Annotated in this window: 27 protein-coding genes; 14 read left to right on the forward strand and 13 right to left on the reverse strand. The window is 66.6% G+C overall.

Annotation, left to right across the window (positions count from 1 at the left end; translation table 11 throughout):
* Nucleotides 1-32 precede the first annotated feature (32 nt).
* The 9 genes from VLK31_RS16445 to VLK31_RS16485 all read left to right on the forward strand — a co-directional run bounded on the left by VLK31_RS16445 (nt 33) and on the right by VLK31_RS16485 (nt 8,380).
* A complete protein-coding gene (locus tag VLK31_RS16445) occupies nt 33-1,064 on the forward strand; it encodes an ABC transporter substrate-binding protein (protein ID WP_409169484.1) in 1,032 nt (343 codons plus the stop codon).
* A 4-nt stretch (nt 1,065-1,068) separates the two neighbouring features.
* Nucleotides 1,069-1,887 (forward strand): ABC transporter ATP-binding protein, encoded by an 819-nt coding sequence (locus VLK31_RS16450; RefSeq protein WP_409169485.1) that lies wholly within the window; start codon nt 1,069-1,071, stop codon nt 1,885-1,887.
* Between the two features lie 10 nt (nt 1,888-1,897).
* Nucleotides 1,898-2,764: an ABC transporter permease gene (locus tag VLK31_RS16455; RefSeq protein WP_409169486.1), complete on the forward strand. Its 867-nt coding sequence runs from the start codon at nt 1,898-1,900 to the stop codon at nt 2,762-2,764.
* 76 nt (nt 2,765-2,840) lie between these two features.
* Entirely contained in the window at nt 2,841-4,223 is a 1,383-nt protein-coding gene (locus VLK31_RS16460; RefSeq protein ID WP_409169487.1) for an FAD-dependent oxidoreductase, read from the forward strand.
* The gene (locus tag VLK31_RS16465) at nt 4,220-5,383 is read left to right on the forward strand and encodes a CaiB/BaiF CoA transferase family protein (RefSeq protein ID WP_409169488.1); all 1,164 of its coding nucleotides are present in this window, start codon (nt 4,220-4,222) and stop codon (nt 5,381-5,383) included. The genes VLK31_RS16460 and VLK31_RS16465 overlap by 4 nt, the downstream gene beginning before the upstream one ends.
* Nucleotides 5,380-6,156 (forward strand): enoyl-CoA hydratase-related protein, encoded by a 777-nt coding sequence (locus VLK31_RS16470; RefSeq protein ID WP_409169489.1) that lies wholly within the window; start codon nt 5,380-5,382, stop codon nt 6,154-6,156. The genes VLK31_RS16465 and VLK31_RS16470 overlap by 4 nt, the downstream gene beginning before the upstream one ends.
* Nucleotides 6,157-6,172: 16 nt before the next feature.
* Nucleotides 6,173-6,496 (forward strand): ferredoxin, encoded by a 324-nt coding sequence (fdxA, locus tag VLK31_RS16475; protein WP_409169490.1) that lies wholly within the window; start codon nt 6,173-6,175, stop codon nt 6,494-6,496.
* A 27-nt stretch (nt 6,497-6,523) separates the two neighbouring features.
* Nucleotides 6,524-7,438 (forward strand): LysR family transcriptional regulator, encoded by a 915-nt coding sequence (locus tag VLK31_RS16480; RefSeq protein WP_409169491.1) that lies wholly within the window; start codon nt 6,524-6,526, stop codon nt 7,436-7,438.
* Nucleotides 7,439-7,537: 99 nt separating this feature from the next.
* Nucleotides 7,538-8,380, forward strand: coding sequence for a MurR/RpiR family transcriptional regulator (locus VLK31_RS16485; protein ID WP_409169492.1), 843 nt, complete (start codon nt 7,538-7,540; stop codon nt 8,378-8,380).
* A gap of 41 nt (nt 8,381-8,421) precedes the next feature.
* Here VLK31_RS16485 and VLK31_RS16490 read toward each other — a convergent pair whose 3' ends face one another.
* The 9 genes from VLK31_RS16490 to VLK31_RS16530 form a co-directional block, all read right to left on the reverse strand.
* Nucleotides 8,422-8,964: a cupin domain-containing protein gene (locus tag VLK31_RS16490; RefSeq protein WP_409169493.1), complete on the reverse strand. Its 543-nt coding sequence runs from the start codon at nt 8,962-8,964 to the stop codon at nt 8,422-8,424.
* A gap of 25 nt (nt 8,965-8,989) precedes the next feature.
* Entirely contained in the window at nt 8,990-10,096 is a 1,107-nt protein-coding gene (locus VLK31_RS16495) for an alcohol dehydrogenase catalytic domain-containing protein (RefSeq protein ID WP_409169494.1), read from the reverse strand.
* Between the two features lie 106 nt (nt 10,097-10,202).
* Nucleotides 10,203-11,072 (reverse strand): alpha/beta fold hydrolase, encoded by an 870-nt coding sequence (locus VLK31_RS16500; RefSeq protein WP_409169495.1) that lies wholly within the window; start codon nt 11,070-11,072, stop codon nt 10,203-10,205.
* A 24-nt stretch (nt 11,073-11,096) separates the two neighbouring features.
* Nucleotides 11,097-12,167 carry a 4-hydroxy-2-oxovalerate aldolase gene (dmpG, locus tag VLK31_RS16505; protein ID WP_409169496.1) on the reverse strand — a complete coding sequence of 357 codons (1,071 nt, stop codon included), beginning with the start codon at nt 12,165-12,167 and terminating at the stop codon, nt 11,097-11,099.
* A gap of 10 nt (nt 12,168-12,177) precedes the next feature.
* The gene (locus VLK31_RS16510) at nt 12,178-13,128 is read right to left on the reverse strand and encodes an acetaldehyde dehydrogenase (acetylating) (RefSeq protein ID WP_409169497.1); all 951 of its coding nucleotides are present in this window, start codon (nt 13,126-13,128) and stop codon (nt 12,178-12,180) included.
* Between the two features lie 59 nt (nt 13,129-13,187).
* Nucleotides 13,188-13,976: a 2-keto-4-pentenoate hydratase gene (mhpD, locus tag VLK31_RS16515; RefSeq protein ID WP_409169498.1), complete on the reverse strand. Its 789-nt coding sequence runs from the start codon at nt 13,974-13,976 to the stop codon at nt 13,188-13,190.
* A gap of 11 nt (nt 13,977-13,987) precedes the next feature.
* Nucleotides 13,988-14,947, reverse strand: a complete 960-nt coding sequence (locus VLK31_RS16520) for a 3-carboxyethylcatechol 2,3-dioxygenase (protein ID WP_409169499.1) — start codon at nt 14,945-14,947, stop codon at nt 13,988-13,990.
* Complete coding sequence (locus tag VLK31_RS16525) at nt 14,944-16,716, reverse strand: FAD-dependent oxidoreductase (RefSeq protein ID WP_409169500.1); 1,773 nt, start codon at nt 16,714-16,716, stop codon at nt 14,944-14,946. The genes VLK31_RS16520 and VLK31_RS16525 overlap by 4 nt, the downstream gene beginning before the upstream one ends.
* 18 nt (nt 16,717-16,734) lie before the next feature.
* Nucleotides 16,735-17,724, reverse strand: coding sequence for a Bug family tripartite tricarboxylate transporter substrate binding protein (locus VLK31_RS16530; RefSeq protein ID WP_409169501.1), 990 nt, complete (start codon nt 17,722-17,724; stop codon nt 16,735-16,737).
* Between the two features lie 120 nt (nt 17,725-17,844).
* Between VLK31_RS16530 and VLK31_RS16535 the strand changes: the two genes are divergently transcribed.
* The 3 genes from VLK31_RS16535 to VLK31_RS16545 all read left to right on the forward strand — a co-directional run bounded on the left by VLK31_RS16535 (nt 17,845) and on the right by VLK31_RS16545 (nt 21,219).
* Nucleotides 17,845-18,660, forward strand: a complete 816-nt coding sequence (locus VLK31_RS16535) for a DNA-binding transcriptional regulator (RefSeq protein WP_409169502.1) — start codon at nt 17,845-17,847, stop codon at nt 18,658-18,660.
* Between the two features lie 385 nt (nt 18,661-19,045).
* The gene (locus tag VLK31_RS16540) at nt 19,046-20,500 is read left to right on the forward strand and encodes an MFS transporter (protein ID WP_409169503.1); all 1,455 of its coding nucleotides are present in this window, start codon (nt 19,046-19,048) and stop codon (nt 20,498-20,500) included.
* 20 nt (nt 20,501-20,520) lie between these two features.
* Entirely contained in the window at nt 20,521-21,219 is a 699-nt protein-coding gene (locus VLK31_RS16545; protein WP_409169504.1) for an aspartate/glutamate racemase family protein, read from the forward strand.
* 38 nt (nt 21,220-21,257) lie between these two features.
* On the opposite strand, the gene VLK31_RS16550 is transcribed toward VLK31_RS16545, so the two are convergent.
* Nucleotides 21,258-22,268, reverse strand: coding sequence for a CbrC family protein (locus tag VLK31_RS16550; RefSeq protein WP_409169505.1), 1,011 nt, complete (start codon nt 22,266-22,268; stop codon nt 21,258-21,260).
* A 208-nt stretch (nt 22,269-22,476) separates the two neighbouring features.
* Between VLK31_RS16550 and VLK31_RS16555 the strand changes: the two genes are divergently transcribed.
* Both VLK31_RS16555 and VLK31_RS16560 read left to right on the forward strand, forming a co-directional pair.
* The gene (locus tag VLK31_RS16555; RefSeq protein ID WP_409169506.1) at nt 22,477-23,340 is read left to right on the forward strand and encodes a hypothetical protein; all 864 of its coding nucleotides are present in this window, start codon (nt 22,477-22,479) and stop codon (nt 23,338-23,340) included.
* Nucleotides 23,337-24,362, forward strand: coding sequence for a hypothetical protein (locus VLK31_RS16560; protein WP_409169507.1), 1,026 nt, complete (start codon nt 23,337-23,339; stop codon nt 24,360-24,362). The genes VLK31_RS16555 and VLK31_RS16560 overlap by 4 nt, the downstream gene beginning before the upstream one ends.
* On the opposite strand, the gene VLK31_RS16565 is transcribed toward VLK31_RS16560, so the two are convergent.
* The 3 genes from VLK31_RS16565 to VLK31_RS16575 are packed head-to-tail and all read right to left on the reverse strand — an operon-like array spanning nt 24,334 to nt 26,358.
* The gene (locus tag VLK31_RS16565; RefSeq protein ID WP_409169508.1) at nt 24,334-24,897 is read right to left on the reverse strand and encodes a nucleotidyltransferase family protein; all 564 of its coding nucleotides are present in this window, start codon (nt 24,895-24,897) and stop codon (nt 24,334-24,336) included. The two genes, VLK31_RS16560 and VLK31_RS16565, sit on opposite strands and share 29 nt — an antisense overlap.
* Nucleotides 24,898-24,946: 49 nt before the next feature.
* Complete coding sequence (locus tag VLK31_RS16570) at nt 24,947-25,405, reverse strand: RidA family protein (RefSeq protein WP_409169509.1); 459 nt, start codon at nt 25,403-25,405, stop codon at nt 24,947-24,949.
* On the reverse strand, nt 25,402-26,358 hold the full coding sequence (locus VLK31_RS16575) for a transglutaminase N-terminal domain-containing protein (protein ID WP_409169510.1): 957 nt from the start codon (nt 26,356-26,358) through the stop codon (nt 25,402-25,404). The genes VLK31_RS16570 and VLK31_RS16575 overlap by 4 nt, the downstream gene beginning before the upstream one ends.
* Nucleotides 26,359-26,377 lie beyond the last annotated feature (19 nt).

Genomic DNA, 26,377 nt, shown 5'->3' on the forward strand with positions numbered 1-26,377 from the left:
GTTCACCTCATCGCATCCCAAAGGAATTCGCCATGGCCCAGCTCCGCGACCCCGGTCGCCGAAGTCTCCTGAAGACGTCCCTCATCGCCGGTGGACTCTCCGCCGGCGGCTTGCTCAGCGTGGACGCCTTCGCACAGGGCAAGGCGCGCATCAACATGCAGCTGGGCTGGATCGTCGGGGGCAACCAGATCGGCGAGGTGGTGGCCAAGCGCATGGGCTTCTACGAGCAGGAAGGCATCGACTTCGCCATTCAGCCGGGCGGCCCCAACATCGACGGCGTCGCCATCATCGCCTCGGGTCGCTACGAGGTGGGGCAGGTGTCGTCCAGCCCGTCGATCATGCTGGCCGTGTCGCAGGGCCTGCCCATCAAGTGCTTTGCGGTGGGCGCACAGAAGCACCCGTACACCTACTTCTCGCTGGCCAAGAACCCGGTGCGCAAGCCGGCCGATCTGGTGGGCAAGCGCGTGGGCATTCCGTCGACCGCGGCCATTCTGCTGCGCGCCTTGCTGGCCAAGAACAAGATCGCCGAGAAGGACGTGAAGATCGTCTCCATCGGCGCCGACATGTCGCCGCTGCTCACCGGCCAGGTCGACGTGGTGACGGGCTGGCTCACCAACACCACCGCCATCAAGGTGCTGGGCCCCGACATTGCCACGCTCACGCAGTGGGACGCGTGCGTGCGCCTGTATGCGCTGCCCTACTACGCATCGACCAAGACGCTGGAGACGCAGCCCAAGGTCATCGAGGCTTTTCTGCGTGCCACGGCCAAGGGCTGGCACCACGTGCGCGCCCACCGCGACGAGGCGGTCGACATGCTGGTGAAGGAGTACCCCAACCTGAAGCGCGAAGACGAGCGCGTGGCGGTCGACGTGATGCTCGAATACGCCTTTGGCGGCGCCGCGCAGACGCAGGGCTGGGGCGCGATGGACCCGGCCGTGTGGCAGGAGCAGATTGCCACCTACGCGGAGCTGGGCCAGTTCACTGCGCGCACGCCCAAGGTGGAAGACGTGATGTCGCTCGACGCGCTGAAGGCCACCGCCGCCGCGCGGGCGATGAAGGGCTGACGCGATGGCCGCCGTTCTCAACGCGCCACCCGCATCCGCCATCGCCGCACCGGCCATCACCGCACCGGCCATCACTTGCCGCGACATCGGCGTGCGCTTTTTCACCGAGCGCCGCGACGTTACCGCCATCAAGAGCCTCGACCTCGACGTGGCGCAGGGCGAGTTCCTTACGCTGCTCGGCCCGTCGGGCTGCGGCAAGTCGACCTTTCTGCGCGTGGTGGCCGACCTGCTGCAACCCAGCCGCGGCCACATTCAGGTGCTGTCTTCCACGCCGCAGGCCGCGCGCAAGAACCGCGACATCGGCTTCGTGTTTCAGGACGCGGCGCTGCTGCCCTGGCGCACCGCGCTGCAGAACGTGGAGCTGCCGCTGCAGGTGGGCGGCGGCGCAAGCCGAAGGGGCCGCCGCACGCCGCTGGAGCTGCTCGACCTGGTGGGCCTGAAGGACCGCGCGGGCGCCTTTCCGCACGAGCTGTCGGGCGGCCAGCGCCAGCGCGTGTCGATTGCCCGCGCACTGGCCAGCGACCCCAAGATCCTGTTGATGGACGAGCCCTTCGGCGCGCTCGACGAGATCACGCGCGACCGGCTCAACGAAGAAATATTGCGCGTGTGGCGCGAGACCGGCGTGACGATTCTCTTCGTCACCCACAGCATCCACGAGGCCGCGTTCCTTGGCCAGCGCGTGCTGATGCTGGCGGCCAACCCGGGGCGCGTGCGCGAGATCGTGCCCGTCGAATTGCCCGCGGAGCGCACGCTCGAAATGCGCGAAACCCCCGAATTCATTCGCCTCACAAGCCATCTGCGGCGCGTGCTGGAAACCTGCTGAGGCCGATGCCATGAACACACGCTCCATCGATACCGGCGTACCGGGCGCCTCAGCCCTTGCAGGTGCCGCAAGCGCCCCGGCCGACCCCGAGTACCAGGCCTGGGCCGCCGCGCGGCAACGGCGTCTGTGGCGCCGGCGCATCCTGCCGGCGCTGGGCATCGGCGGCCTGCTCTTTCTTTGGTGGGCCGTGATTGCCGTGTTCGACGTCAAGCCCTTCATCGCGCCCACGCCCTGGGCCGTGCTGGAGACGCTCTACGCCAAGCGCGCCGTGCTGCTCGACAACCTGCTGCCCACCGCCATGGAGGCCGCCGGCGGCTTCGTGCTCGGCAACCTGGCCGCGATTGCGGTGGCCACGGTGTTCGTGCACAACAAGACGCTGCAGGACATCTTCTTTCCGGTGGTGCTGATGTTCAACGCCGTGCCGCTGGTGGCCAAGGCGCCGGTGCTGGTGCTGATCATGGGCAACGGCATGGAGCCGAAGATCACCATCGCCGCGCTGGTGTGCTTTTTTCCGACGCTGGTGAACATGGTGCGCGGGCTGGAGTCGGTCAACCCGCAGGCCATGGAGCTGATGCGGGTGCTGTCGGCCAGCAAGACCGAAATCTTCTTTCGCCTGCGGCTGCTGAACGCGTTGCCCTACCTGTTCTCGGCCCTGCGCATTGCGGCGTCGATGTGCGTCATTGGCGCGGTGGTGGGCGAGTGGGTGGGTGCCACGGTGGGCATCGGCGCCATGATTCTGCAGGCCACCTTCAACTTCGATTCGCCGCTGCTGTACGCCGCCATCGTCATGAGCGCCACGCTCTCGGGGCTCTTCTTTCTGCTGGTGACGCTGGCGGAGAAGTGGGTCATTCGCTGGCAACCCGAGAACACGCAGTGACGCGCGCCATCACCCGCGCTATGAACCGCGCCGCGTGCTTCACACCCATCCCAACATTTCAACAGGAGACAGTTCTATGAGCCGTATTGGCGACTGGATGCAAGAGAGCGCGCACGACGTGCGCGTGGCAGCCGAATCGGACGTGGTGGTGGTCGGTGGCGGCCCCGCGGGCCAGGCCGCGGCGCTGGCCGCCGCGCGCAACGGCGCGAGCGTGACGCTGCTGGAGCGCTACAACCACCTGGGCGGCCTGGCCTCCGGCGGCATGGTCCTGGTGCTGGACGACATGTGGGACAGCCACCAGCAGGAGATTTCGGTGCGCGGCATCTGCCTGGAAATGATCGAGCGCATGTCCGCGCTGGGCCTGGCCGAGTACCCGCGCCAGCAAGACTGGGGCACGCTGCCCGAGTCGGTGCGGCGCTGGAAGCGCTGGGGCACCTACGACTTTCACAGCAAGCAAAAGCCGCACCCCATCTGCTTTGCCGCCGCCTTCGACCCCGACGCATGGAAGCGCACCTCACTGGAGATGGTGTCGCAGGCCGGCATCGAGCTGCGGCTGCACTCTTGGTTCTCGCGCACGCTGGTGGAAGACGGCAAGGTGAAGGGCGTTGTCTGCGAGACCAAGGGCGGGCGTGAGGCCATTCTGGGCAAGGTGGTGATCGATGCCACCGGCGACCTCGACGTGGCCGCGTCGGCCGGCGCGCCGCACATCAGCGGCAGCTACATCGTGACGACCGTGTTCCGCCTGGGCGCGGTCGACACCGAAGAGGCCGAGCGCTTCGAGCGCGAAGACCCCGTGGCCTGGCAGGCGCTGGACCGCGAAATCAAGCACATGCTGGGCGGCGCCTGGGAGGCCTGGTGGCTGAAGACGCCGCTGCCGGGCGTGGTGTGGTGCAACTGCCCCCACATGCCGGGACTGGACGGCCTGAAGGTGAGCGACCTGACGCGCGCCGAGGTGCAGGGCCGCAACACCATCCACAAGGTGATCGAGTTCGTGCGCGCCAGGCTGCCGGGCTTTGCAAAGTGCACGCTGATCGACATGGCGCCGCAGACCGGCATTCGCCAGACCCGCCTGCTCGAAGGCGCCTACGTGATGACCAAGGAAGACGTGGCCCAGCGCACGCGCTTCGAGGACAGCGTGGCGCGCGGGCGCGACTACTACTACCCGTACCGCACGCTGCTGCCGCGCAGCGTGGAGAACCTGCTGGTGGCCGGGCGCCACTACTCGGCCACCTCGGCCGCGCAGAAAATTTCGCGCGAGATCCCGCCCTGCATGGCCATGGGCGAGGCCACCGGCACGGCCGCGGCGCTGGCGCTGAACGCGGGCGTGTCGGTGCGCGAAGTCGACATCGCCAAGCTGCAGAAAACACTGCGCGCTCAGGGTGCCGACCCCGGCGACCAGAAGGGGCCCAACGCCGACGTGCCCGCCATCGCGCGCTCTTTCACCCAGGAGGCCGCATGAGCACGGGTGCCTTGCCGCTGGACGGCATTCGCGTGATCGACTTCACGCAGGTGATGATGGGCCCGGTCTGCACGCAGATGCTGGCCGACCATGGCGCGGACGTGATCAAGATCGAGCGCAAGGGCGCGGGCGACCTGAGCCGCTCCACCTTTGCGCCGGTGGCGGGGCAGGACAACCCGATCTTCTGCAGCCTGAACCGCAACAAGCGCAGCGTGGAAATCGACCTGCGCGACGCGGCGCAGATGGAGCTGGTGAAGGCGCTGATTGCCGGTGCCGACGTGGTCACCAACAACTTTCGCGCCGGCGTGATGGAGCGCCTGGGCCTGGGCTACGAAGACTGCAAGCGGCTGAACCCGCGCATCGTGTACGCGGTGGGCACCGGCTTCGGCGAGACCGGCCCGTATGCCCACAAGGGCGGACAAGACGTGCTGGCGCAGGCGCTCACCGGCGTGATGGCGCGCCGCGCCGATGCGTCGGTGCCGGTGTCGATCTACCCCACGGCGCTGGCCGACTACACGGCCGGCATGCACATGGTGCAGGGCATTCTGCTGGCGCTGCTGCAGCGCGAACGCACGGGCGAGGGCCAGAAGATTGCGGTGTCGCTCTACAACTCCATGCTGGCCATGCAGATGCAGGAAGCCGCCATGGTGATGATGGAAGACTCCGAGGTCAACTGGGCCGCCATGCCGCTGTCCGGCGTGTTCGACACGCAGACCGGCCCGCTGGTGCTGGTGGGTGCCTTCAAGGCCAACCCGCTGCGCGACATCTGCACCGCGCTGGGCCTGCAAGACCTGTCGCTGGACGAACGCTACGCCACGCTGAAGGCGCAGTTCGCCAACAAGACGGCGCTGCACGCGATTTTTCATGAGCGCTTTGCGAGCGACACGCGCGAGCATTGGCTCGCGAAGCTCGAAGAACAAGACTTGCTCTCGGCCCCCGTGCGCGACATGCGCGAGGCGCTGGTCGATCCGCAGACGCTGCACAACGCAATGATTCTGGAGGCCGGTTCTTCTTCAGGCCGGCCGCTGAAATTCATTGCCAGCCCCATCCACATGTCGGGCGCCAAGGCCGGCCTGCGCCGCGAGCCGCCCCGGCTGGGGCAGCACACGGCCGAGGTGCTGGCCGAAGCGCGCGCGCTGATCGAGGAGGCCGACGCATGAGCGTTCTGTTCGAAGTGGCAGACCATGTCGCCACCGTCACCATCGACCGGCCCGAGGTGCTGAACGCCGTCGACCTGCCGACCGAGGCCGAGCTGCAGCGCATCTGGTGCGAGATCGAGTCGCGCAACGACATTCGCGCGGTGGTGCTCACCGGCGCCGGCGAGCGATCTTTCTGCGCGGGCGCGGACCTGAAGAACACCTCGAACCTGAAGGGCGTGGAGTACTGGGCCGCGGCGCGCCCTGGCGGCTTTGGCGGCATCGCGCTGCGCGAGACGCTGGACGTCCCGGTGATTGCGCGCGTCAACGGCTTTGCGCTGGGCGGTGGGTTCGAGATGGTGCTGGGCTGCGACATCGTCGTGGCCTGCGAGGAGGCCAGCTTCGGCCTGCCGGAGCCGCTGGTCGGGCGCCTGCCGCTGGACGGCGGCATGCTGCTGCTGCAGCGCCAGATTCCCTACCGCCAGGCCATGGGCATGATGCTGACCGGCCAGCGCGTGAAGGCGCCGCGCGCGCTGGAGATGGGCCTGGTCAACGAGGTGGTGCCGCGCGCGGAGCTGGACACGGCCGTCGGCCGCTGGGTGCAGCAGCTGCTGGCTTGCGCGCCGCTGTCGCTCAAGGCCATCAAGCAGGTGGTGCGCCGCACCGGCACGCTGTCGCCGGCCGAGGCGCACCGCATGCGGCTGCCGGCGCTGGTGGACGCGCTGCAGTCCGAAGACGCGAACGAGGGCGTGCTGGCGTTCCAGCAAAAACGCAAGCCGCAGTGGCAGGGCCGCTAGGCCCGCGCTGGATGCCATGCCCCACGTCATCACCGCTGCCTGCATCGACATCAAGGACGGCGCGTGCGTCAAGTGCTGCCCGGTCGATTGCATCTACGAAGGCGAGCGCACTCTGTACATTCACCCGGATGAATGCATCGACTGCGGCGTTTGCGTGTCCGCCTGCCCCACCCAGGCCATTTACGAAGACCTTCGGCTGCCGCCCGAAATGGCCCATTTCACGGCCATCAACCGCGACTTCTTCGCGGCTCACATCAGCGGCCTGGGCTCGCCCGGCGGCGCGGCCGACACCGGCCGCGTGGCCTGCGACCACCCCGACATTGCAAGGCTGGCCGGCTGAGCCAGCGCACGGCGTGAGGGCCGGCTGATGCACGCCAGCATTCTCAAATACTTCATCGAGGTGGCGAGCTGCGGCTCGGTGCGCAAGGCGTCCGAACGGCTCTTTGTGGCGGCCAGCGCGGTGAACAGGCAGATCCACAAGCTGGAGGACGAACTGGGCGTGGAGCTGTTCGACCGCATGCCCAACGGCCTGCGGCTCAACGCCGCCGGCGAGCGCCTGCTGAAGCACGCGCAGGAAACGCTGCACCAGTACCAGGTGATGCGCACCGAACTCGACGCGCTCAAGGGCGAGCGCACCGGCCACGTGAAGGTGGCGGCCATGGACTCGTTCTTCGAGGAGATGCTGCCCTCGGCGGTGGAAGACTTTCTGCAGGTGTTCCCGGCCGTGACATACACCATCACCGCGGTGCAGCCGATGGACGTGGCGCAGATGGTGATGTCGGGCCAGGTCGACGTGGGCTTGACCTTTGTCAGCCGCTTGCCGGGCGGCGTGGCGGCCGTGGCGCTGGCCAACCTGCCCATTGGCGTGGTGATGCCGCCCGGCCATCCGCTGGCCAACCATGCGAGGGTGTCGCTGAAGGAGTGCGCGCGCTACCCGTTCTTGCGCTCCAGCTCGCACCCGGTGATCAGCGCGGCGCTGTCACCCGAATTTGCCGCGTTCTGGGACGACATGGAACCGGCCGCCACCTGCAACTCGACGCCCATGCTCAAGCGGCTGATCATGGCCGGCAAGGGCATCTCTTGCTTCTCGAAGATCGCCTTCATCGAAGACCTGAAGCGCGGCGACCTGATCTGGCGCCCGTTCGAGCTGCCCGCGCTGCAGCAGTTGCAGGTCGGCATCGTGGTGCCGTCGCAGCGCGTGCTGCCGCACGTGACGCAGAACTTTGTCGGCCGCATGGCGCGGCGACTGACCCAGCTGGAGATTGCGGCTGCGGCCGTGTGAGCGGGCCGGCCTGGCGGGCGCCGCAATCCTGCTTTCAGCCGCGGCCCACGGCTGAAATGCGGCAGGCAGGCCGTGGCATCATCGCGTTTCAACACCGCCATGCCACCTTCCACAGACTCCTTCGTGCGCCGTGTGCGCAGCCAGCTCGACCAGCTCTCCGCCACCGAGCGCCAGCTTGCCGATTTCGTTCTTGAATTTCCGGGCGAGCTGGCCAGCTACGCGGGCAACGAACTGGCCGAGCTGGCGGGCGTGTCGCCTTCGACGGTGAGCCGCTTCATTCGCCGCATCGGCTACGAGAACTACGAGGAGGCGCGCCGCCAGGTGCGCGAAGAAAAGCAGAGCGGCTCCCCGCTGTTCCAGAACGCCACCCAGGCCTCCAGGCGCGGCCAGCTGGTGGCCACGCACTTTCAGCAGTCGCAGGCCAACCTGGCCAGCACCTTCGAGCGGCTCGACGACCGGCAGATGAACGAGATCGTCAAGGCCATCATCGGCGCGGGTCAGGTGCTGATCTTCGGCAGCCGCAGCAGCCATGCCTTTGCGCAGTACCTGCGCTGGCAGATCATTCAGGTGGTGCCGCGCGTGACAGCCATTCCGGGGCCCGGGGAGACCCTGGCCGAGCACCTGGCCGGGCTGGGTGCGCGCGATTGCGTGATCGTGTTCGGCACGCGGCGGCAGACGCGGCAGATGGACACGCTGCTGCAAGCCGCCAGTCGCATCGGCGCGCGCATCGTGTACATCAGCGACCAGGCGTCGCCGGACTTTGCGGGTGCGACGTGGTCACTGCAGTGCGATTGCCGAGGGCCGGGGCTGCTGGACAACCACACCGCGGTGATGGGGGTGTGCGACCTGCTGGCCACGATGGTGATCGAGGCCGCGGGGTCGGCGGGGCGCAAGCGGCTGGCGGCGATCGAGCTTGGGCATGAGGAGAACGGGGAGTTTTGAGATGCTGTGCGGGGTCGCTGCGTGCGGCCGCTGCAAAGAACTCAAGCGCTCCGCTCTGCACCGATGAGCACGAAGAGCATCGTGGCAGGCGCCGTGCTGTGGTTGCGCCACGCATGCCGGGTGCCCTGTTGCACCACGATGTCGTTGACGGCGAGCCGCGTGCTCAGACCGTCATCCAGCTCCAGGTGGATTTCGCCGGCGAGCAACATCGCGTAGTCGACCGTATCTGTCGTGTGCATCCCGGGGCTTTCCATCTCGAAGCGCTCTGCGAGCCCGGGGACGGCCTGCATGTACTCGTTTCCCGCGGCGGCGGGATCGAAATCCGGCGACCCCGTCGCGCTGTCGGGCGGGAACGTGACCACCAGGAAGCGCGTACCACCCCTCTCCGGCACCCAGGACGCCGCCTGGGCGGCTGGATCGCCGGCAACTCCCGGTACGGCGGCACCGGGTTCGGTACCCCACACGAGTGCGGTCTCGAAGCCCGGGACATGCGTGAACTTGTGATTTCGAGGGGTGGTCGTATCCGATACAAAGACCGACTTTCCGGCAGCGTTGTGGCCGGTCACGATGCGTCTGGTGTCCATGGCATTTTTCCTTGCTGTGCGTTGTTCAATGCATGATCACGACGTTGGTGAAGCCACCACCGCGCTTGTCTACCGCCTCGAGCGCTTCATTGACCTGTTCCAGCGAGAAACGCTCGTGCTCGAACACCCCGAGATCCAGTGTTCCGGCATGCGCCATGTCGGCCATGTCCTGGCCTTCGGCGGTCGTGAACCACAGCGAGCCGATGAATGATTTCTGCATGCACATCAGCGGGAACGGCTCGAGCGGAATCGGTTCCGCAACGCCTCCTATGTTGATGGCCTTGCCGCCGCGGCGAAGCGCATTGAACGCGTCCAGAACTGTCGCCGGAGGCGCGTTCGGACCGAGCGTCTCGATCAAGGCATCGACGCCGTACCCTTCGGTCGCTTGCATGACGATCTCGGCGACAGGGTGTTTGCCGAGTTCGATCGGCACGATGCGCGGGTCCATGCTGCCGAGCTTCTCAAGCAGCTTGGTGTTGCGTCCTGTGGCGAAGATCTTCGATGCACCCATGGCGAGCGCGAGCATGATCGCGCCAAGCCCGAGCGTGCCGGTGCCCCCATCCACCAGCAGTGTTTGTCCGGGCGAGAACTGCGCCTTGCGCAACGCGGAATACGACGTGCCGAGGTATCCGAAGCGCGCACCTTGCTCGAAGGTGATGCTGTCGTGAAGCTTGACCAGGTTGGCAGCGGGGGCGGTGAGGTACTGGCCGAAACCGCCGTACGGATAGTCCTCGAAAATCTGCTGCGAACCAGGGCCGAACCCGAAGTAGCCCTGGAAGGTGTAGGCCGTGCAGTTGATGTGTTCACCGCGCCTGCACGCCGTGCAGTTGCCGCAGGAAAGACCCGGATTCACGTAGACGCGGTCACCGACCTTGACCGAGCGCACCTGGCTTCCCACGGCCGAGACGACACCCGCCGAGTCGAGTCCGTAGATCGCAGGCAGGCGAGGCAGCGGAAGGAACGGAAACCACTGCGAGTAGTGGGTCACGACGTTGCGCAGGTTCGGCACCACGCCGGCGGCTTTCACTTCGACCAGAACGTCGGTGGGTCTCACTTCTGGCACTGCCACGCTGTCGACCTGGAAAGGCTGGCCCTCGACATGCAGGCGCGCGGCACGCATCGATTTCGTCATTTTTTGTCTCCTTGATTCGCAGTAGCCCGGTACTTGACGCGCCCCGGGAGAAGGCGCGGTTGGGGCGGCGGCCGGCGGCGGCCATCCGTGGTGAAACGACAGGCGCTCAGCGGCCCAGAAACTCGATCACCATGCGGTTGAACTTGTCGGCGTGCTCCCACTGCGCCCAGTGGCCGCAACGGCTGAAGACGTGGAGGTCGGCCTTCTGCAGGCCAGCTAGCAGGCGCAGCCCGGTGTCCAGCGGAACGAAGCGGTCGTCACGTCCCCAGATCACCAGCGACTCGGCTGCGATCTCGCCCAGGCGATGCCCCACGTCGGGAAACTGCTTCGGGTTGGCCTCTGCGCTCCTGACGAAGTTGTCGAGGTGTTCACGCCGCGACAGCATGTTGTCCAGCCGCAGCCGGAACAGGTCCTCGGTGAGCGCGCTCGTGTCGTACACGAACACATTCATCATCCGCTTCAGGTTCTCGATGCTGGGGTCTCGGTACAGCGCGCCAATGAGCTTGATGCCTTCGGTGGGCATGGGAACGAAGGAGCTGGCGCCGCCGGTGCCGCCGCCCATGAGCACGAGCTTGCCGACGCGGGCCGGGTTGGCGAGGGCAAAGGCCACGGCGCTGTGGCCCCCCATCGAATTGCCGATGAGGTGAGCCTTGTCGATCTTCAGGACGTCGAGCAGACCTTTCAACGCCGTGGCATTGAGGTCCGAGCGCGATCCCTTCGACACGATCGGGTCGCTCTTGCTCCATCCGGGAGCGTCCATGAGAACCACCCGGTAGCCTGCCGCCACAAGCGGCTCCACGTTGCGGTGGAAGTTGGACCAGCCGCTTGCGCCCGGGCCGGAGCCGTGGAGCATCACCACGGTCTGTTCGCCGTTGCCGGCATCGTTGTAATGGAGTTGCAGGTCGAGATCGCCCTCCTTGATGCGCACGAGGCGGCTGGTCGAGGCGTCGGAGATGGCGGTGTTGTCGGTGGTCATGTGGTGTTGTCTTTCAGGTGAATCTCAGGAACCGGCGAGCGCCGCAGATGCCGAATCGGCCAGTGCAGGCTGCGCCGGTCTGCCAGCCAGAAGATCGAGTGCCACGTCGACGATCATGTCTTCCTGACCCCCGACCATGCGGCGCTTGCCCAGCTCCACCAGGATGTCGACGGTCTTCAGTCCGTACTTCTTCGCGGCCACTTCGGAGTGACGCAGGAAGCTGGAATACACGCCCGCATAGCCCAGAGCGAGCGTCTCGCGGTCCACCCGCACCGGGCGGTCTTGCAGCGGGCGCACGATGTCGTCCGCGGCGTCCATGAGCTTGTAGAGGTCGGTGCCGTGCTCCCAGCCAAGCCGGGCGGCCGCGGCGATGAACACTTCGAGCGGTGCGTTGCCCGCGCCCGCGCCCATGCCCGCGAGGCTCGCGTCCACGCGATCGCAGCCGTTCTCCACCGCCACGATCGAGTTGGCCACGCCCAGGCTGAGGTTGTGGTGGGCGTGCATGCCGGTTTGCGTCTCCGGTTTCAAGGTGTCCTTGAATGCCCGGAAGCGATCGCGCACGTCATTCATGCTGAGCGCGCCGCCGGAGTCCACCACGTAGCAGCATGTCGCGCCGTAGCTCTCCATCAGCCTGGCCTGCTGGGCCAGGGCCTGCGGCGTGGTCATGTGGCTCATCATCAGGAAGCCGACGGCCTCCATGCCGAGATGGCGCGCGTATTCGATGTGCTGTCGGGAGATGTCCGCTTCGGTGCAATGCGTTGCGACACGCACGATGCGCGCCCCGGCGTCATACGCCGCCTTGAGGTCGTGCACGGTGCCGATGCCGGGCAACAGCAGCGTGGCGATCTTGGCGTGGCTTATGACGCTGGCAACCGCCTCGATCCATTCCACATCGGTGTGCGCACCAAAACCGTAGTTGAAGCTTCCGCCCTGCAGGCCATCGCCGTGCGCGACTTCGATGGAGTCGACCTTCGCGTCGTCCAGGGCCTTGGCAATCTGTTTGGCCTGTGCAACGCTGTACTGATGGCGAATGGCGTGGCTGCCGTCGCGCAGCGTCACGTCAGAGATATAGATTTTCTTGACTGGGTTGCTCACGGTAGTTCCTTCAAACGCTTGCAGGCGCGAGCATCCGCGCCGCCATCGACTCGGCGGTGCGCAAGGCGGCGCTGGTCATGATGTCGAGGTTGCCGGCATAGGCCGGCAGGTAGTGGGCGGCACCCTCGACTTCCAGGAAGATCGAGGTCTTCAAGCCGTGCAGTTGCGCGCCCACGCCGGGAATGCGGATGGGGCTGCCGGGCTCGATCCTGTCGAACTGCACCCGTTGCTTGAGGCGGTAGCCGGGCACATAGGCCTGTACGTCCCCGACCATGCGCTCGACGGATTCGCAGATCGCGTCTTCACTCGCCAACTCGCTGAGCGTGTAGACGGTGTCACGCATCATCAACGGCGGCTCCGCCGGGTTCAGCACGATGATGGCCTTGCCCTTTGCCGCGCCGCCGACGACCTCGATGGCCTTCGAAGTGGTTTCGGTGAATTCGTCGATGTTGGCGCGCGTGCCCGGCCCTGCGCTCTTGCTCGAGATGCTTGCGACGATCTCGCCGTAGTGCACCTTGGCCACCCTGGACACCGCAGCCACCATGGGAATGGTGGCCTGCCCGCCGCACGTCACCATGTTGACGTTGGGCGCATCCAGATGAGCGTCTCCGTTGACGACCGGAATGCAGTAAGGGCCTATCGCCGCCGGTGTCAGGTCGATCAGGCGGATCTCGGGCTTGTGCTGGCGCAAGAATGCATCGTTCTTGACATGCGCGCTGGCCGAGGTGGCGTCGAACACCACATCGATCTCCGCGAAGATCGGCAGCTTGACCAGTCCGGCTACGCCCTCATGCGTGATTGCGACGCCCATGCGCGCGGCGCGGGCCAGGCCGTCGGACGTGGGATCGATTCCCACCATTGCGCCCATTTCGATGTGCCTGCCGTGCCGCAGGATCTTGATCATCAGGTCCGTGCCGATGTTGCCGCTGCCAATGATCGCGGCCTTCAGTTTTCGAGTCATGAATACCTCTCGCAGCCCGCGGGCTGCTCGTGTGGATGAAGAAGGAGGTCGGCTGCCAGTTACGCGTTGCCGAAACGCGCGCGGACGCTGCCGACACCGTCGATTCGCGCTTCGAAACGGTCGCCTGCGACCACGGGCACCATCGGGCCCAGAGCGCCTGTGAGCACCAAGTCACCCGCGCGCAGCGGCTGCCCCAGAGCGGCGAGCTTTCGCGCCAGCCAGACAGCGGCGTTCAGCGGATGGCCGAGGCAGGCTTCTCCACTGCCGCTCGACACGGACTCGTCACCGCGCAGCATGGTCATGCTGGAAAACTTGAGGTCCAGCCCGTTCAGCCTGGTGGGAACGCCACCCAGAACCACCAGCCCGCTGGAGGCGTTGTCCGCCACCGTGTCGGTGAAACGGATGTTCCAGTTGGCGATGCGACTGCCCACGATTTCGATCGCCGGCAGCACGTAGGCGACGGCACTCATCAGTTCGACGAGGGTCGTGTCCGCCGCCGGCAAGTCGCGTTCGAGCACCAATGCGACCTCGGCCTCTACCTTGGGTTGCAGCGTGCGCGAGAGCGGCACGACTTCGTCGTCTCCGTAGAGCATGTCGGCAAACAGCGTGCCGAAGTCGGGCTGGTCGACGCCCAGTTGCTTCTGCACGGCCAGCGATGTGAGGCCGATCTTTCGCCCGACAACGCGCCGGCCCTGCGCGACCGCGTGCGCGACGTTGGCCTGCTGAATGGCATAGGCAAGCTCGCCGCCCGCGTCGTCGCCGATTTCATCGCGCAGCGGAGGGATCGGTTCGCGCTGCTGCTCTGCCTGGCGCAGGCGCTCGGCCCATTGTTCGATTCGTTTGTCCATGGTGTTCGCTTTCAGTGAATGGGCGGCTGCTCGAGAAACATCAGGCCGAAGCCGGCGATGTATTCCGGTATGGCCTGGTAGTGGCGCAAGGTGCAGGGGATGGCTTGATCCGTGCGCAACGCGCTTCGACCAACCAGCCAGGTCTTCGATTCGTGTGCGGACAAGCCCGCCTCTTGCTCGATGCTTTGCTCGGTGGTGGCGCAGAGTTCATCGAGCCCTTGGGTGCCTTGCGACAGAAGCTCCATCCAACGCAGGTCCCAGGCCGGGTTGATGGGCTTGATGGCGCTGGAGCCCTCGGCCAGCGCGCGGCCCGCGGCCATGACGCGCTGGGTCTTCGCGTCTCGATCTGCAGGCGTTGGTTCCACCTTGACGGTGATGCGCTCGCGCACCGCCGGATCGGGGTGCATGAGCGTCGGCACCGGTGGCTCGTGCGACAGGCCGCCCGACCCGATGAGCAATGTTCGTTCCGAGCGCCCGTCGAGGAACCGGCCGATGGCTTCGCCCAGGGCCCGACACCGGCGCATTCGTGGGATTCCTGGTTGGGCCACCGCATTCATGAAGAGAGGAATCACCGGTGGCGTGGCAAGGCCACCCCAAATCAATTGCAGGGCCTGTGAGAAACCATGGTCGACCTCCATGCGCCGCGACAAGGCGATGTCGAAGTCTTCGTCCATCAAATGCGTGGCCAGGGCCTGAGCGGTTGCGGCATCGACGTTCAGATCGCCCGCCGGCGAGAGGTAGTCGCCCACCGCTCGTGCCTGCGTGCCGAGGCAGAAAGGCGGCATGAGCTGGTTGAAGAAACCGTTGTAGTGATCCGGCGCCACCAACACGACGAGTTCCGGGTCGAAGCTCAGGACCTGCTCGCGAGCCCGTGCGATCGCGGCCTTCAGTTCGCCTTCGACCGCGGGGGGAACCGGGTTCAGCCCCATCAGCGGCGAGTGCGACATGCCGAGAAACGCACGGCGGCTCATGCGCGCGTCTCCGCGGGTGCCGAGCCGAGCAAGGATGCAAGAGCGCCTTGCAATGCGCGCGTTGCGGCGTCGACATCGGCGGCGGCGGCGTGCTGGCGCCAGGCCACGACGCCATCGGGTCGCACAAGGATCGCGCCGGCCTCGTCGACTTCGCGCAACGCCTGCCAGCTGCAGTAGGAGTCCAGCGCGCCGGGCAGTCCCACCACCAGCGTTCGCAGGTAAGGGCGGGCCATCGCGGCGGCGGCGTCCACCCACGGCCTTCCGGCGATGCCCGTCACCAGGGTGAAGCGCCCTTTGCCGACGAGGTCCAGCGTGGACACGCGGCGGCCGTCCGAGCCGACCAGCCAGGCGTGAGGAAGCTTCGCGCCGGGACGCGTGGTCGGCTGAACGTGGAGTTGCGGATCGCGCTTCCACACCTCGTCGGCAACATCGGCGTCCGGAATCACGGCCTCGGATATGCAGCGCTGGTTGAGCTCGACGCCCTGGGCATTGAACTCATGGTTCTTGACCTTGAGGGCCTCTGCCAGAGCCGCGCGCCGGGCAATGCCTTCCGGCCCCGGGTCCGCCAGCTTCTGCAGCCCCGCTTCGACGGGATCGGACGCATCCGCGTCGCGGAAGCACCGGTTCAGCGGCGCGTAGTCGACGCGGGATTGGTTGGCGCGCGCGACGATCTGCGCGCCAACCGGCGCGCGCTCCAGCGTGTACGAGTCGAGCAGGCTCTCGCCTGCGTAGCCCTTGACCACGAAGGCCAGCTTCCAGGCCAGATTGAACGCGTCCTGCATGCAGGTGTTGGAGCCGAGCCCTGACGACGGCGGATGACGGTGCACTGCGTCGCCCCCGCAGAACACACGCCCTTTGGAATAGACGGGCGCGTGGGCCTGGTTGACGTGCCAGACCGACGTGCTCTTGACCTCGAACTCGAGCGCCGGGTCTCCGACGAGGAGGCGCACCTTGCGCTTGATCTCTTCGGGTGAGAAGTCGGGCTCTCCCTGGTTCATGTCGAAACCCCATCCCGCGATCCATTCGTCCCATGGGTTGATCGCACGCAACAGGCCCATGCCGATCTCACCGAACGCTGCGTTGGAGGTAACGATCCAGTACAGGATGCTGGGCCGATGCGCGACGTACCGCGAGAGGTCCGCCTTGAAGAGCACGTAGGCAGTTGCCGCGCGCGCCAGTTGCCCCTGGACCTGGAGCCCGGCGTCGTCCATCACCTTGGAGCGAGCGCCGTCGGCACCAATCAGGTAGCGAGCCCTGATCTGGTACTCGCGGCCAGTGGCCCGGTCTTGAAGAAAGACGGTCACGCCTTCACCGTCCTGCTCATGGCGCAGGTACTCCGTGTTGAACGAGAAAACGGCGCCGCGAGCGGCCGCGTTTTTCACCAGCAGGGGTTCCATCTTGTCCTGCGGCAGGTCGAGCATGGTGCAGGGGCTGCCCTGCAGGTAGTCACTGATGCGGTCGTCTCCGGTGCCCCAGGTGCGCAGGCGCGCAATCTCGGGGCCGGCAAGGCTGGTGGTGAACAGGGTGTCGCCCATCCACTCCCACGGCGTTGCTTCGAGACGTGCTTCCTTCTCCACACCCAGGTCTCGCAGCACCTCGACGGCGCGCTGGTTGGTGATGTGGGCACGGGGCGTGTTTGCGGTCCAGTTGAAGCGGTTGACGACGTGCACACGCACGCCGTAGGTCGCCAGCGCCAGCGCGCTCGTCGCGCCCATGGGGCCCGTGCCCACCACCAGCACGTCGGTCTGGAACTGTTCCGGTCGATTCACGATGGATCCTTTTCTTTCTTACTTGAGCGTGGCTTGAACGACGGTGCCGTAAGCCTCGATGTCCTTGCGCAGGCGCGCGGACAGCTCGGCAGGCTCTGCCGGGTAGGGGTCGCCCGACACGGCCAACTTGTCCTTCATCGAGGGCTGCTTGAGGGCAGCGATGAAGGCAGCGCTCAGGCGATCCACGGTGGCCTTGGGTGTGGCCGCCGGCGCAACGAAGTACAGGTAGTTGGAGATGGCAAGACCCGGGTAGCCGCTCTCCGCGAGCGTCGGGACATCGGGCATCAGCGGATGGCGTTTCTCGCCAAGGGTCGCGATGGCGATCAGCTTGCCGGTCTTGACGTACTGCTGCGCGTAGTGAACGGGCATCACCATGATGTCGATCTGACCGGCAATCAGGTCGGTCGCTGCCGGAGCCAGGCCCTTGTATGGCACATCGACGAAGGTGCCCTGCGTGAGGTCGTGCAACTGGTGCATGTGCAGAAACCAGGGGCTGCCCGTGCCCATCGTTCCGAAATTGAGGCCAGACTTGTCGCCGCCCTTGGAGAGCTGCACCACTTCCTTCACAGTGCGCGCCTGCACCTTCGGGCTCACGACCAGAACCAGCGGCACCAGGATCATTCCGGAAATCGGAACGAAGTCGCGCACCGCGTCGTAGGGCACCCTGCCGCCGAGGATGTCGGCTGCCTTGGGGTTCTTTGCCATGACCTGGTTGATGGCGTGCGAATCCGATACGACGCCGATGGTCAGGCCGTCGGCCGGCGCACGGCTGACGATCTCCGTGCCGATGATCGAAGAGGCGCCGGGGCGGTTGTCGATGAGGATCGTTTGCTTCAAGGTCTCGGAAGCAAGGTTCGCGACGGCCCGTGCCGCCGAGTCGGCGTTGCCGCCCGCCGGGTACGGCACGACGATGCGAATGGGCTGCTTCGAGGACTCCTGCGCCATTGCGGGGGAGAAGGCAAGGCCAAGGGCGAGCGAGGCGCACAGCGCGCGTCGGGTGATGTTCATTCCATGTCTCCAGGTAGAGGCCTCTTGGGCCCGTTCGGTTTTTTGCTGACAGGAGGAAGTGTCCGAGCGCAAACCGGCGACGTATAGTCGGTGCACCTAGTGCACCAAACCGGATCCGAGATGGCGACCTTTCCGCGCGCTCCGCAGGAGCACCTCTATCGCGAAGTCAGAGGCCTGAGCCGTGGCCTCGCCGTGCTGCGGGCCCTGAACGCGCTGCCTGGTGGTATCGGTGGCGTTGTCGAACTCGCACGGGTCACCGGCATCCATCGCACGACGGTCAAGCGCCTGCTCGAGACACTGAGATCAGAAGGCCTGGTGCACCACAAGGACGACGGCGCTTCCTACGCGCTGGGCTTCGAGGTGCGCCGCTTGTCGGAGGGCTATGTCGGGGCCGACTGGATCGACCGGGTGGCGGGGCCTGCGATGCGGGCCCATTTGCGGGCGCTCTCATGGCCCAGCGACCTGGCCACGCCTGACGCGGGCTTCATGATCGTGAGGGAGTCGACGCATCGAGTGAGCATGCTGTCGCAGCACCGCGCCACGATCGGTATTCGAATTCCGATGCTCGTGTCTTCACTGGGGCGAGCGTGGCTGAGCTGGTGCGCGGAAGAAGAGCGTGTGGCCACGCTGGCCCTGCTGGCACAACGCACGGATGCCATCGGCGAGATGGCGCGCGACACAGCCTATGTGAAGCGCATCGTGCGCGAGACGAGGCGGCGCGGCTATGCCATCAACAGAGGGGAATGGGCATCGGAATCGAGCGTTACCGCCATCGGGTTTCCGATCCGAATCGGCGAGCATGCGATTGGTGCGATCAACCTTGTTCTCCAGAGCAACGTGGTGTCCGACCGGGAGGTCGCAACGCGCTATGTCCCGCTGCTGCGCCAGTTGGCGGACGGCATCTCCGAAGCAACCAGCAGCGCGCCGCGGGGCTGACCATCTTCAACGTACGGGTTACGGGATAACCCTCGGTTTCGCGGTCTGTCTCAGCGGTGTGCCTTTCATCCTTGAAGGCAGCAGAGGAGATCCGTGTGCCGTGCGTACGGAATCTGGTCGCCGCTGACGCTGTTGAACTGAAGCTGGCTGCAAACGGTGCGCCGCCATACCCGTTCCGGTGCATCCAGCCCGAAATCCCCCTCACAGAGCCCCCAAAACCCGGGCATGACGCTTGCTTGATGCCCTCCGTGACTGAAATTCAGATTTCACAGAGCAAATATAGGTGAAATCGATATGTCACTGCAACGGGCTCGCCACTTAGCATCCGCCACGCGAACCCGCACCGCACCGAGCAAGTAGTTTTTCCTTTCTCAAGGGGTTTCCCATGGCTGGACCTGCACTTTCCTCCGGGCCCGATTCGCCCCGGGTTGCCGAGCTCGATCGCGCGCTCGACAAGATCGGTGTCACGCGCTCGCACCACACCATCATCTTTCTGATCCTCATCGGTTGCCTGTTCGACAGCTTCGAGCAGAACGCCGTCGGCATCGTGGGGCCGATGCTGCGCGCGCAGTGGGGCCTGAGCGCGTCGGACATCGGCCTGCTGAACACCGTCACCTTCAGCTGCGCGGCCATCGGGCGGATCATTTCGGGCTTTGTTGCCGACCGCTATGGCCGCCGCGTGATGCTGTCCATCGACCTGCTGCTGTTCACGCTGGGCGCGGGCGTGTGCGCCATGGCGCCCAACTTCGCGGTGATGGCGCTGGGGCGCGCCATCGTCGGCTTTGGGCTGGGCGGTGAAATTGCCATTGCGGTGACCATGCTGGCCGAGTTCTGCTCGACCAAGTTTCGCGGCACGGCGGTGGGGCTGGTGAACGTGGGCGCGGGCGGGCTGGGCAACTTTCTTGCGCCGGGCTTCGGCCTGCTGGTGTTCTGGATGTTCCCCGGCGACAACGCCTGGCGCTGGCTCTTCGCGTGCCTGATGGTGCCGGCGCTGCTGGGCGCGTTCTACCGCCGCTACATACCGGAGACGCCGCGCTTTCTGCTCTCGCAAGGGCGTGTGAAAGAAACGAATGCGGTGCTGTCGCGGCTGGCGTCGGGTCGGCTTTCCGCAAAGAAAGTGCCGCAGCAGCAGTACATCAACGAGGACGGTGCGGACGCGCAACCGGCCAAGGTGACGGTGCGCGTCACCGAGATTTTTCGCGGTGCACTGGCGCGGCGCACCGTGCCGTTGTGCATCACGATCTGGATGACCTACGGCGCGCAAATTTCGGTGCTCACGCTGATGCCGACCATCTTGGTGACGCTGGGCTACAGCATGTCGAAGAGCCTGCTCTTCACCATGGTGATGCAGGGCGGCAGCCTGCTGGGCGCGATTGCGGCGTCGCTGCTGGGCTTTCACTTTCCGCGCAAGCGCGTGCTGACGGCCGGCGCGGTGTGTGCCTGCCTGGCGGCGCTGACGATCGGCTTCGTGGCCAAGAGCATCGTGGTGATCCTCATCGCGGGTGCGGTGTTCCAGTTCTTCGTGCTGCTGCTGAACACCACCATCTGGATCTTCGCGCCCGAGCTGTACCCGACGCGCGTGCGGGCCTTCGGCACGGCGTTCATTCTGGCCACGGGCACCGCGGCCGGCGCGCTGATGCCGCTGGTGGCCGGGCGCCTGTTCGATGCCTTCGGCCTGGTCGGCGTGTTCAGTTTGGCGGCGGGCATGTACGCCGTGTTCGTCATCAGCGTGCAGAGCGTGCCGGAAACCTACGGCCAGTCGCCCGACGCGCTGCCCCTGCCCGGTGAAGGCCACGTGGCAGACACCGCCCCGGCCGCCAAGGCGGCGCAGCCGGGCTGAATTTTCTGAAAGCACTTTGCATGACGCACATCCTGCTCATCAACCCCAACGCGTCGAGCGCCACCACCGAGATGATGGTGAACATCGCCAACGCCGAGGCTCCCGCGGGCTGCTGCGTGACCGGCCGCACCGCCGTGGGCGGGCCGCAGATGATCGTGAACGAGCGCGAGCTGGAGGCCGCCGCCGTCGAGGTGCTCAAGGTGTGGCACGAGGCCGCCTCCGCGCATTGGGACGGCGTGATCGTCAGCGCCTTCGGCGACCCGGGCATCGACCTTGTGCGTGCGAACGCGCGCGTGCCGGTGGTCGGCATCGCGGAGGCGTCGATGCGCGAGGCGAGCCAGGGGCAACGGCGCTTCGGCATCGCCACCGTCACGCCCGATCTGGTGGCGCCCATCGAGCAGCGCGCGCGCGTGCTCGGCCTGCTGGGGCTGTACACCGGCATCCGCCTGACGCAGGGCGACCCGCGCGAACTGGCTGCAGACCCGCAGGCGCTCGAAGAGGCGCTGGCGCGCGCGGTGCAGCGCTGCATCGACGAAGACGGCGCGCAGGCCGTGATCATCGGCGGCGGCCCGCTGGGCCAGGCCGCGCTGGCGTTGGCACCGCGCTTCGGCGTGCCGGTGATCGCGCCGATTTCCGCTGCCATGCGACAGCTGTGTGGGCAGCTCGACATCGCGCGAACAGCTTCAGGCGCGCCGCCGCCCCGCACGGCCCAGGCCTAGCGCGGGGTGCCGATGACGATCTTGCGCGGGGTCATGGCTCAGCTGTGGTCCACATACCCACCCAGCTTGCCGCAACGCAGGCAGCCGAACACGAACACGGCCATGCCGCGCTTGCGCGACGGTGTGTCGAGCAGCCATTGCCAGTCGGTGTCGCCGCCCAGGTGTGCTTCGTCGCAGGTGCTGCGCATCAATTCCGTGCCCGCGTCGGACGCCAGCAGTGCGCGGTCGACATGCTCGATCTCGCCCAGAAAACGCCCCGCGTCGTTGCAATGCGCCCACCACTGTTCCTGCTGGTAGCTGAAGAAGCCTGGCGTGCGTTGCGCGACCTCGTCGATGACGTGCGCGGGCAGCGCGACCTCGTTCATGCCCACGCCGGCGGCGTCGTTGAATTCGCCGTCGAACTTTGTTGAGGCCGAGCCGTCGGCAATGCACCAGGGGCAGAAATGAGATGCGTCGCTCACCGCATAGAAGCCGCCGTTGTAGATGTAGCCAGTGGCCTTGCCGCAGCATTCGCAGGTTTCGCCGGAGGTGCGCATCACACCGGACTGGAAGGGGTCGGCGTAATAGCGAAACGCGGGCAGCGCGCGGGCCGGGTCGGGTTGCACGGCCTCGGGCACGCGCGCCTGGTCGATGGCCGCCTGCAGGTCTGTGGCGTACGGCGCGCACCACTGGGCGGTGTACACGTCGAACAAGAAGATCTCTTCGCCGATGGCACCGCTCGCCTCGTCACGCAGCACCAACAGCTGCTCGTGCAGCGAGAAGCTGTGCGCAATGCTGATGCCGTTGCGCGGAAAGCGCTTGTCCTGCAATGCGAGCCGGGTGTAGTGCGCGATGTCTTCGGCGCTTCGCTTCATCTGCTTGCGGTCGCTGGCATCGAAGACCGGATGCAGCTGCCATTCGCGATCGCGGTTGCGCGGGTCGCCGAAGCTGCCGCCGTTCGAGGCGGCGTAGCGGCCCTTGAGCACGGGCGGCAGCGGCGCTTTGAGCTTGCCTTCTAGCGCACTGATAGCGCTCTGCGGTGCGGGCGGCGGTGGAACGTATCGGGACATGGCGATGGTGTGTGGGCAGGGTGAATCGATGGAATGCGCGCAGCGACAACCATGGGAAAGCCACGTGTTTGTACACGCCTTCTAGAATCCGGCGCCTCGCGGTTGCACGCAGCGCGCTGGGAGCGCAACGCTCCATTTTTTCTTTCTGCTTCTTCTTTTTTCGATGCCTTCCAGATTTCGTTTTGCCCTCTCCTTTTCGGCTTGCCTCGTGCTGTCGCTTTCCACTTTCGGCACCGCCTTTGCAGCCAGCCCCGTGCTGGTTCTGAACACCGACAGCGAGTCGCAAGACGCCCAAGCGCCCGCGCTGGACCGCGCGGTGGCGCGCTTCGCGGGCGTGGCGTCGGGCTCCTACTTCTGGTCCGAAGGCCTGGTGGCGGAGCAATTGATCGCGGGTCTGTCGGCATCGCTGCATCGACAGCAGCTTGCCTTGCCCGGCAATGCGCGCTTGCTGTCGTCGTACCGCTCGACCGGCGGCGGCGGTGAGCGCGCAGCAGTGATGCTCGACGCGCGCGGCGACGTGCTGGCCGCGGCGCTGGCGCACCGCGGCTGCGGTGCCGATGGCAAAGCGGCCTGCCGCGGCAACGACCAGCGCGCGGAGCTTGTCGTGTTCTTGCGCCCCGGCTTCGACCGCGCCAACGCGCAGCCGCTGCTGGCGTGGAGCACGCGAGTGCCGAAGGAAGACTTGCAGTCGGGCGAGGCCGAGAAGATCGTGCGTACCGACTACATCACGCTGGACGCCGCGCACACCGCGGCAGTGCCGGTGAAGCGGCCGAAGGGCTTCTCGGCGAAGGTGCCGCTGTACCCGCGCGCGGTGGTCTACCGCAACGGCCAGGACGCGCTGAGCGATGAGAAAGCGAAGCGCGTGCTGCGCCTGCAGACGACGGACAGCATTGCGCAGGTGCTGGCCTTCTACAAGCAACTGACGCCACCTCTGGCGGGCATGCAATCCGGCGCGGACGGCCGCACGGGCTATGTGCTGGGCACGCGCGATGGCGTGAGCTTTTCCGTCAATGCACAGCAGCCGCGCGACATGCCTGTGGTCACCAACATCGAGATCGAAATTTCTGAATGAAAGCCATCACCCGTCCAGCGTTCGCATCGCTGATGCTGGCCTGCGCGCTCGCCGCAACGGCCCAAGCCGCGCAGCCTGACCCATCTGAAATGTCCGGTGCGCCCGTTACCACCGAGCTTCCCGCGCCGCCGCTGCGGCTCAGCGAGCAGCCGAAGATCCGCGCCGCGGTGATCGACATGGTCGGCTACGCACGCGGCAGCTTCACCGAGGGCGACAGCCTGATCGCAGAGCAGGTGCTCAACGGCATGCGCTCGCGCCACGACATCACGCGCACCGTGTGGCCCGACGGCCGCCGCGTGATGGCGTCGGTGAGCGGCGACGGGCATGGCGAGGAACGCGGGGCCTTGCTGCTCGACGCGCAGGGCCGGTTGCTCGCGCTGGGTCTGGTCAACGGCCATTGCCGCAAGTCGACCGAGCGCGACGCGCCGAAGGTGTGCAACCCGGCGCCGAAGTCGGTGCTGTCCGTGTTCCAGCCGGCCGGTGCGCAGCAGGCGGAGGCCGCGCCGCTGATCGCATGGGCCAAGCAGTTGCCCAGTTATCACGCGCGCATGGCCGAGAGCGACCACCCGGCGCAAGTGGCACAGGCACAGCAGATTGCAAGCGTCGAATACATCACCGGTCAGCCGACGGTGCCCGGATGGCACGACGCGCAACTGCCAGCGGGCTTTCCGGCGTCGCTCAAGCCCTTGCTGATTCAGCAGGGCGAAGTGAACAGCAGCGCGAGCGGCGGCAAGGTCGTGCTGCCCAAGGCCCTGGCCGGCATGCCGATGCGCACCGACTACGAACAGGCGCAGCTGAAGGAGCCGCGCTGGCCCGACGCCGAGGTCACGCTGCGCAGCTATGCCGCATTCGACACGGTGCTCGAGCAATACCGCGCGCTGGCCAAAGACGCCAGCGTGGAAGTGGGGCGCGCGAGCGCCATGATCAACGGCAACAACGGCGCGGGCCGCTACACCGTTCGACTTCGCGATGCGAAGGAGACCGGCGTGTTCATCACGGTGTCGAGCTGGAAGCGCAAATAGAAGTGACGGCGATGGGCTCGATGGTGAGCCAGGGCCATCGCGCGCGGTAGTCCGCGGCTTTCTTCAGGAACATGGCCGGCATCGGCAGCAGCGGATTCACCCGCAGGATGCCGGCCGCCAGGTCGGCGAGCCCGTCGGGCGCATAGAGCGAGCCGTCCGACAGGTCGATGCCCACGCGGGTGCAGGCGATCAGGTAGCGGTCGATGCCGTCGCGCGCCGAGCCCAGGCGCGGGTAGCTCGTCTTGAAGCGCTTTTCGTACCAGAGGTGCACGCGCGCCTGGTTCTTCACTTCGACGGTCACGTCCAGGTCGGCCACGGCTTCATGCACGCGGCGGATGACGGCGTCTTCCGCCTCCCACGACAGGTCGGTGTCGTCGAAGTAGAAAACGTCGTAGTCCTTCACGCCCCAGCCGGGCGGCCTGCCGGCGGTGTGGTTCCACACCGCCTGAAACAGGCAGCCCGCCGTGAGGTGGCCTTGCTTGAGGCCCAGGCCGGGGAGGCGGGTGGCCAGCGCTGCGTTGACCGGGTCCTGCATCGCCTGCGCGATGAGGCTGTCGGGCGTCAGTTACAAGGCGCTGCCGTGGTCAGCCGACTTCGGCGATCAGTTCGATCTCGACGCAGGCACCCATCGGGATCTGCGCCACGCCAAAGGCGCTGCGGGCATGCGCGCCCTTCTCAGGGCCGAACACTTCGGCGAAGAATTCGCTCGCGCCGTTGGTCACCAGGTGCTGCTCGGTGAAGGTGCCGACCGAGTTGACCAGGCTCATCACCTTGACGATGCGCGTGACCTTGTTCAGGTCGCCCACGGCCGCGTGCAGCGTGCCCAGCAGGTCGATGGCAATGGCGCGTGCGGCCTGCTTGCCTTCGTCGGTGCCGATGTCGGCACCCAGCTGGCCGGCCCAGACCTTGCCGTCCTTCTTGGCGATGTGGCCCGACAGAAACACGAGGTTGCCGGTTCGCACGAAGGGCACGTAGGCCGCGGCGGGCGCCGAGACCGGGGGCAGGGTGATGCCGAGGCTGGAAAGTTTGTCGTAAACGCTCATGGAAATTCCTTGTCTTGAGGCAGCGATTGTGTCCGCGTTAGGGGTGCTTCGGCCTCTTCCCCCACGGGTTGCACGGTCACGCCCACGCTCAGCGTGTGCCGCGCGCCGCCATGGAGTACACCGCGCATCGGTGACACGTCGGAGTAGTCGCGACCGATGGCCAGCGTGACGTAGTCCTCGCCGGGCTGGCGGCCGTTGGTGGGGTCGAAGTCGGCCCAGCCGCCGGGGCTGCCGATGTCTTCGCCGGGCAGGTACACCGACACCCATGCATGCGAGGCGTCGGCGCCCACCAGCCTGGGCTGGCCGGGCGGCGGCTGGGTGAGCAGGTAGCCGCTCACGTAGCGCGCGGGCAGGCCCATGGTGCGAAAGCACGCGATCATGATGTGCGCGAAGTCCTGGCACACGCCTTTGCGCTGCGCGAGGGCCTCGACGGCGGGGGTGTTGATTTCGGTGCTGTCGGCGTCGTAGGCAAAGTCTTCGTACATGCGCTCGGTGAGGTCCATGGCCACGTCGAAGGCGGGCCGCCGCGGCACGAAGCTGGCGCGCGCGTAGGCGGTGAAGTCGTCGTGGCGCGGCACGTAGGGGGACGGAAACACGAACTCCGAGGCCGCGTCGAAGGTGGCGTCCTTGCGGAAGCGAAAGCGTTCGCGCACGGTCTCCCACGGCAGGTCGCGCGCCACGTCGGGCGACAGCACGGGCACAAAGGTCTCGACCACGCTCTCGGCCGTGACCACCAGCCGGTCGTGCGTGGACTCCAGCGCGAAAAAGGCGCGCGTGTTGCCGTACACGTCGGGCCGCTCGCTGCGCTGCGCGGGCGGCGGCTCGATGGCGAGCTGGTGGCTTACCAGCCGCTGCGAATCGGTGGCCAGCGGCTTCAGGTGGGCAAGGTGCTGCGCGGTCTCGACCGGTGGCGAATATTCGTAGCGCGTTTCGTGGGTGACGTGAAGCAGCATGGTGGGTCCGGCGTGGCGT

The sequence above is a fragment of the Variovorax sp. H27-G14 genome (assembly GCF_046156345.1).
Classification (GTDB): domain Bacteria; phylum Pseudomonadota; class Gammaproteobacteria; order Burkholderiales; family Burkholderiaceae_C; genus Variovorax.

Coding starts and splice junctions, on each gene's coding strand:
- VLK31_RS16445 (WP_409169484.1), top strand. CDS start 33: ATGGCCCAGCTCCGCGACCCCGGTCGCCGAAGTCTCCTGAAGACGTCC.
- VLK31_RS16450 (WP_409169485.1), top strand. CDS start 1,069: ATGGCCGCCGTTCTCAACGCGCCACCCGCATCCGCCATCGCCGCACCG.
- VLK31_RS16455 (WP_409169486.1), top strand. CDS start 1,898: ATGAACACACGCTCCATCGATACCGGCGTACCGGGCGCCTCAGCCCTT.
- VLK31_RS16460 (WP_409169487.1), top strand. CDS start 2,841: ATGAGCCGTATTGGCGACTGGATGCAAGAGAGCGCGCACGACGTGCGC.
- VLK31_RS16465 (WP_409169488.1), top strand. CDS start 4,220: ATGAGCACGGGTGCCTTGCCGCTGGACGGCATTCGCGTGATCGACTTC.
- VLK31_RS16470 (WP_409169489.1), top strand. CDS start 5,380: ATGAGCGTTCTGTTCGAAGTGGCAGACCATGTCGCCACCGTCACCATC.
- fdxA (WP_409169490.1), top strand. CDS start 6,173: ATGCCCCACGTCATCACCGCTGCCTGCATCGACATCAAGGACGGCGCG.
- VLK31_RS16480 (WP_409169491.1), top strand. CDS start 6,524: ATGCACGCCAGCATTCTCAAATACTTCATCGAGGTGGCGAGCTGCGGC.
- VLK31_RS16485 (WP_409169492.1), top strand. CDS start 7,538: ATGCCACCTTCCACAGACTCCTTCGTGCGCCGTGTGCGCAGCCAGCTC.
- VLK31_RS16490 (WP_409169493.1), bottom strand. CDS start 8,964: ATGGACACCAGACGCATCGTGACCGGCCACAACGCTGCCGGAAAGTCG.
- VLK31_RS16495 (WP_409169494.1), bottom strand. CDS start 10,096: ATGACGAAATCGATGCGTGCCGCGCGCCTGCATGTCGAGGGCCAGCCT.
- VLK31_RS16500 (WP_409169495.1), bottom strand. CDS start 11,072: ATGACCACCGACAACACCGCCATCTCCGACGCCTCGACCAGCCGCCTC.
- VLK31_RS16510 (WP_409169497.1), bottom strand. CDS start 13,128: ATGACTCGAAAACTGAAGGCCGCGATCATTGGCAGCGGCAACATCGGC.
- mhpD (WP_409169498.1), bottom strand. CDS start 13,976: ATGGACAAACGAATCGAACAATGGGCCGAGCGCCTGCGCCAGGCAGAG.
- VLK31_RS16520 (WP_409169499.1), bottom strand. CDS start 14,947: ATGAGCCGCCGTGCGTTTCTCGGCATGTCGCACTCGCCGCTGATGGGG.
- VLK31_RS16530 (WP_409169501.1), bottom strand. CDS start 17,724: ATGAACATCACCCGACGCGCGCTGTGCGCCTCGCTCGCCCTTGGCCTT.
- VLK31_RS16535 (WP_409169502.1), top strand. CDS start 17,845: ATGGCGACCTTTCCGCGCGCTCCGCAGGAGCACCTCTATCGCGAAGTC.
- VLK31_RS16540 (WP_409169503.1), top strand. CDS start 19,046: ATGGCTGGACCTGCACTTTCCTCCGGGCCCGATTCGCCCCGGGTTGCC.
- VLK31_RS16545 (WP_409169504.1), top strand. CDS start 20,521: ATGACGCACATCCTGCTCATCAACCCCAACGCGTCGAGCGCCACCACC.
- VLK31_RS16550 (WP_409169505.1), bottom strand. CDS start 22,268: ATGTCCCGATACGTTCCACCGCCGCCCGCACCGCAGAGCGCTATCAGT.
- VLK31_RS16560 (WP_409169507.1), top strand. CDS start 23,337: ATGAAAGCCATCACCCGTCCAGCGTTCGCATCGCTGATGCTGGCCTGC.
- VLK31_RS16565 (WP_409169508.1), bottom strand. CDS start 24,897: ATGCAGGACCCGGTCAACGCAGCGCTGGCCACCCGCCTCCCCGGCCTG.
- VLK31_RS16570 (WP_409169509.1), bottom strand. CDS start 25,405: ATGAGCGTTTACGACAAACTTTCCAGCCTCGGCATCACCCTGCCCCCG.
- VLK31_RS16575 (WP_409169510.1), bottom strand. CDS start 26,358: ATGCTGCTTCACGTCACCCACGAAACGCGCTACGAATATTCGCCACCG.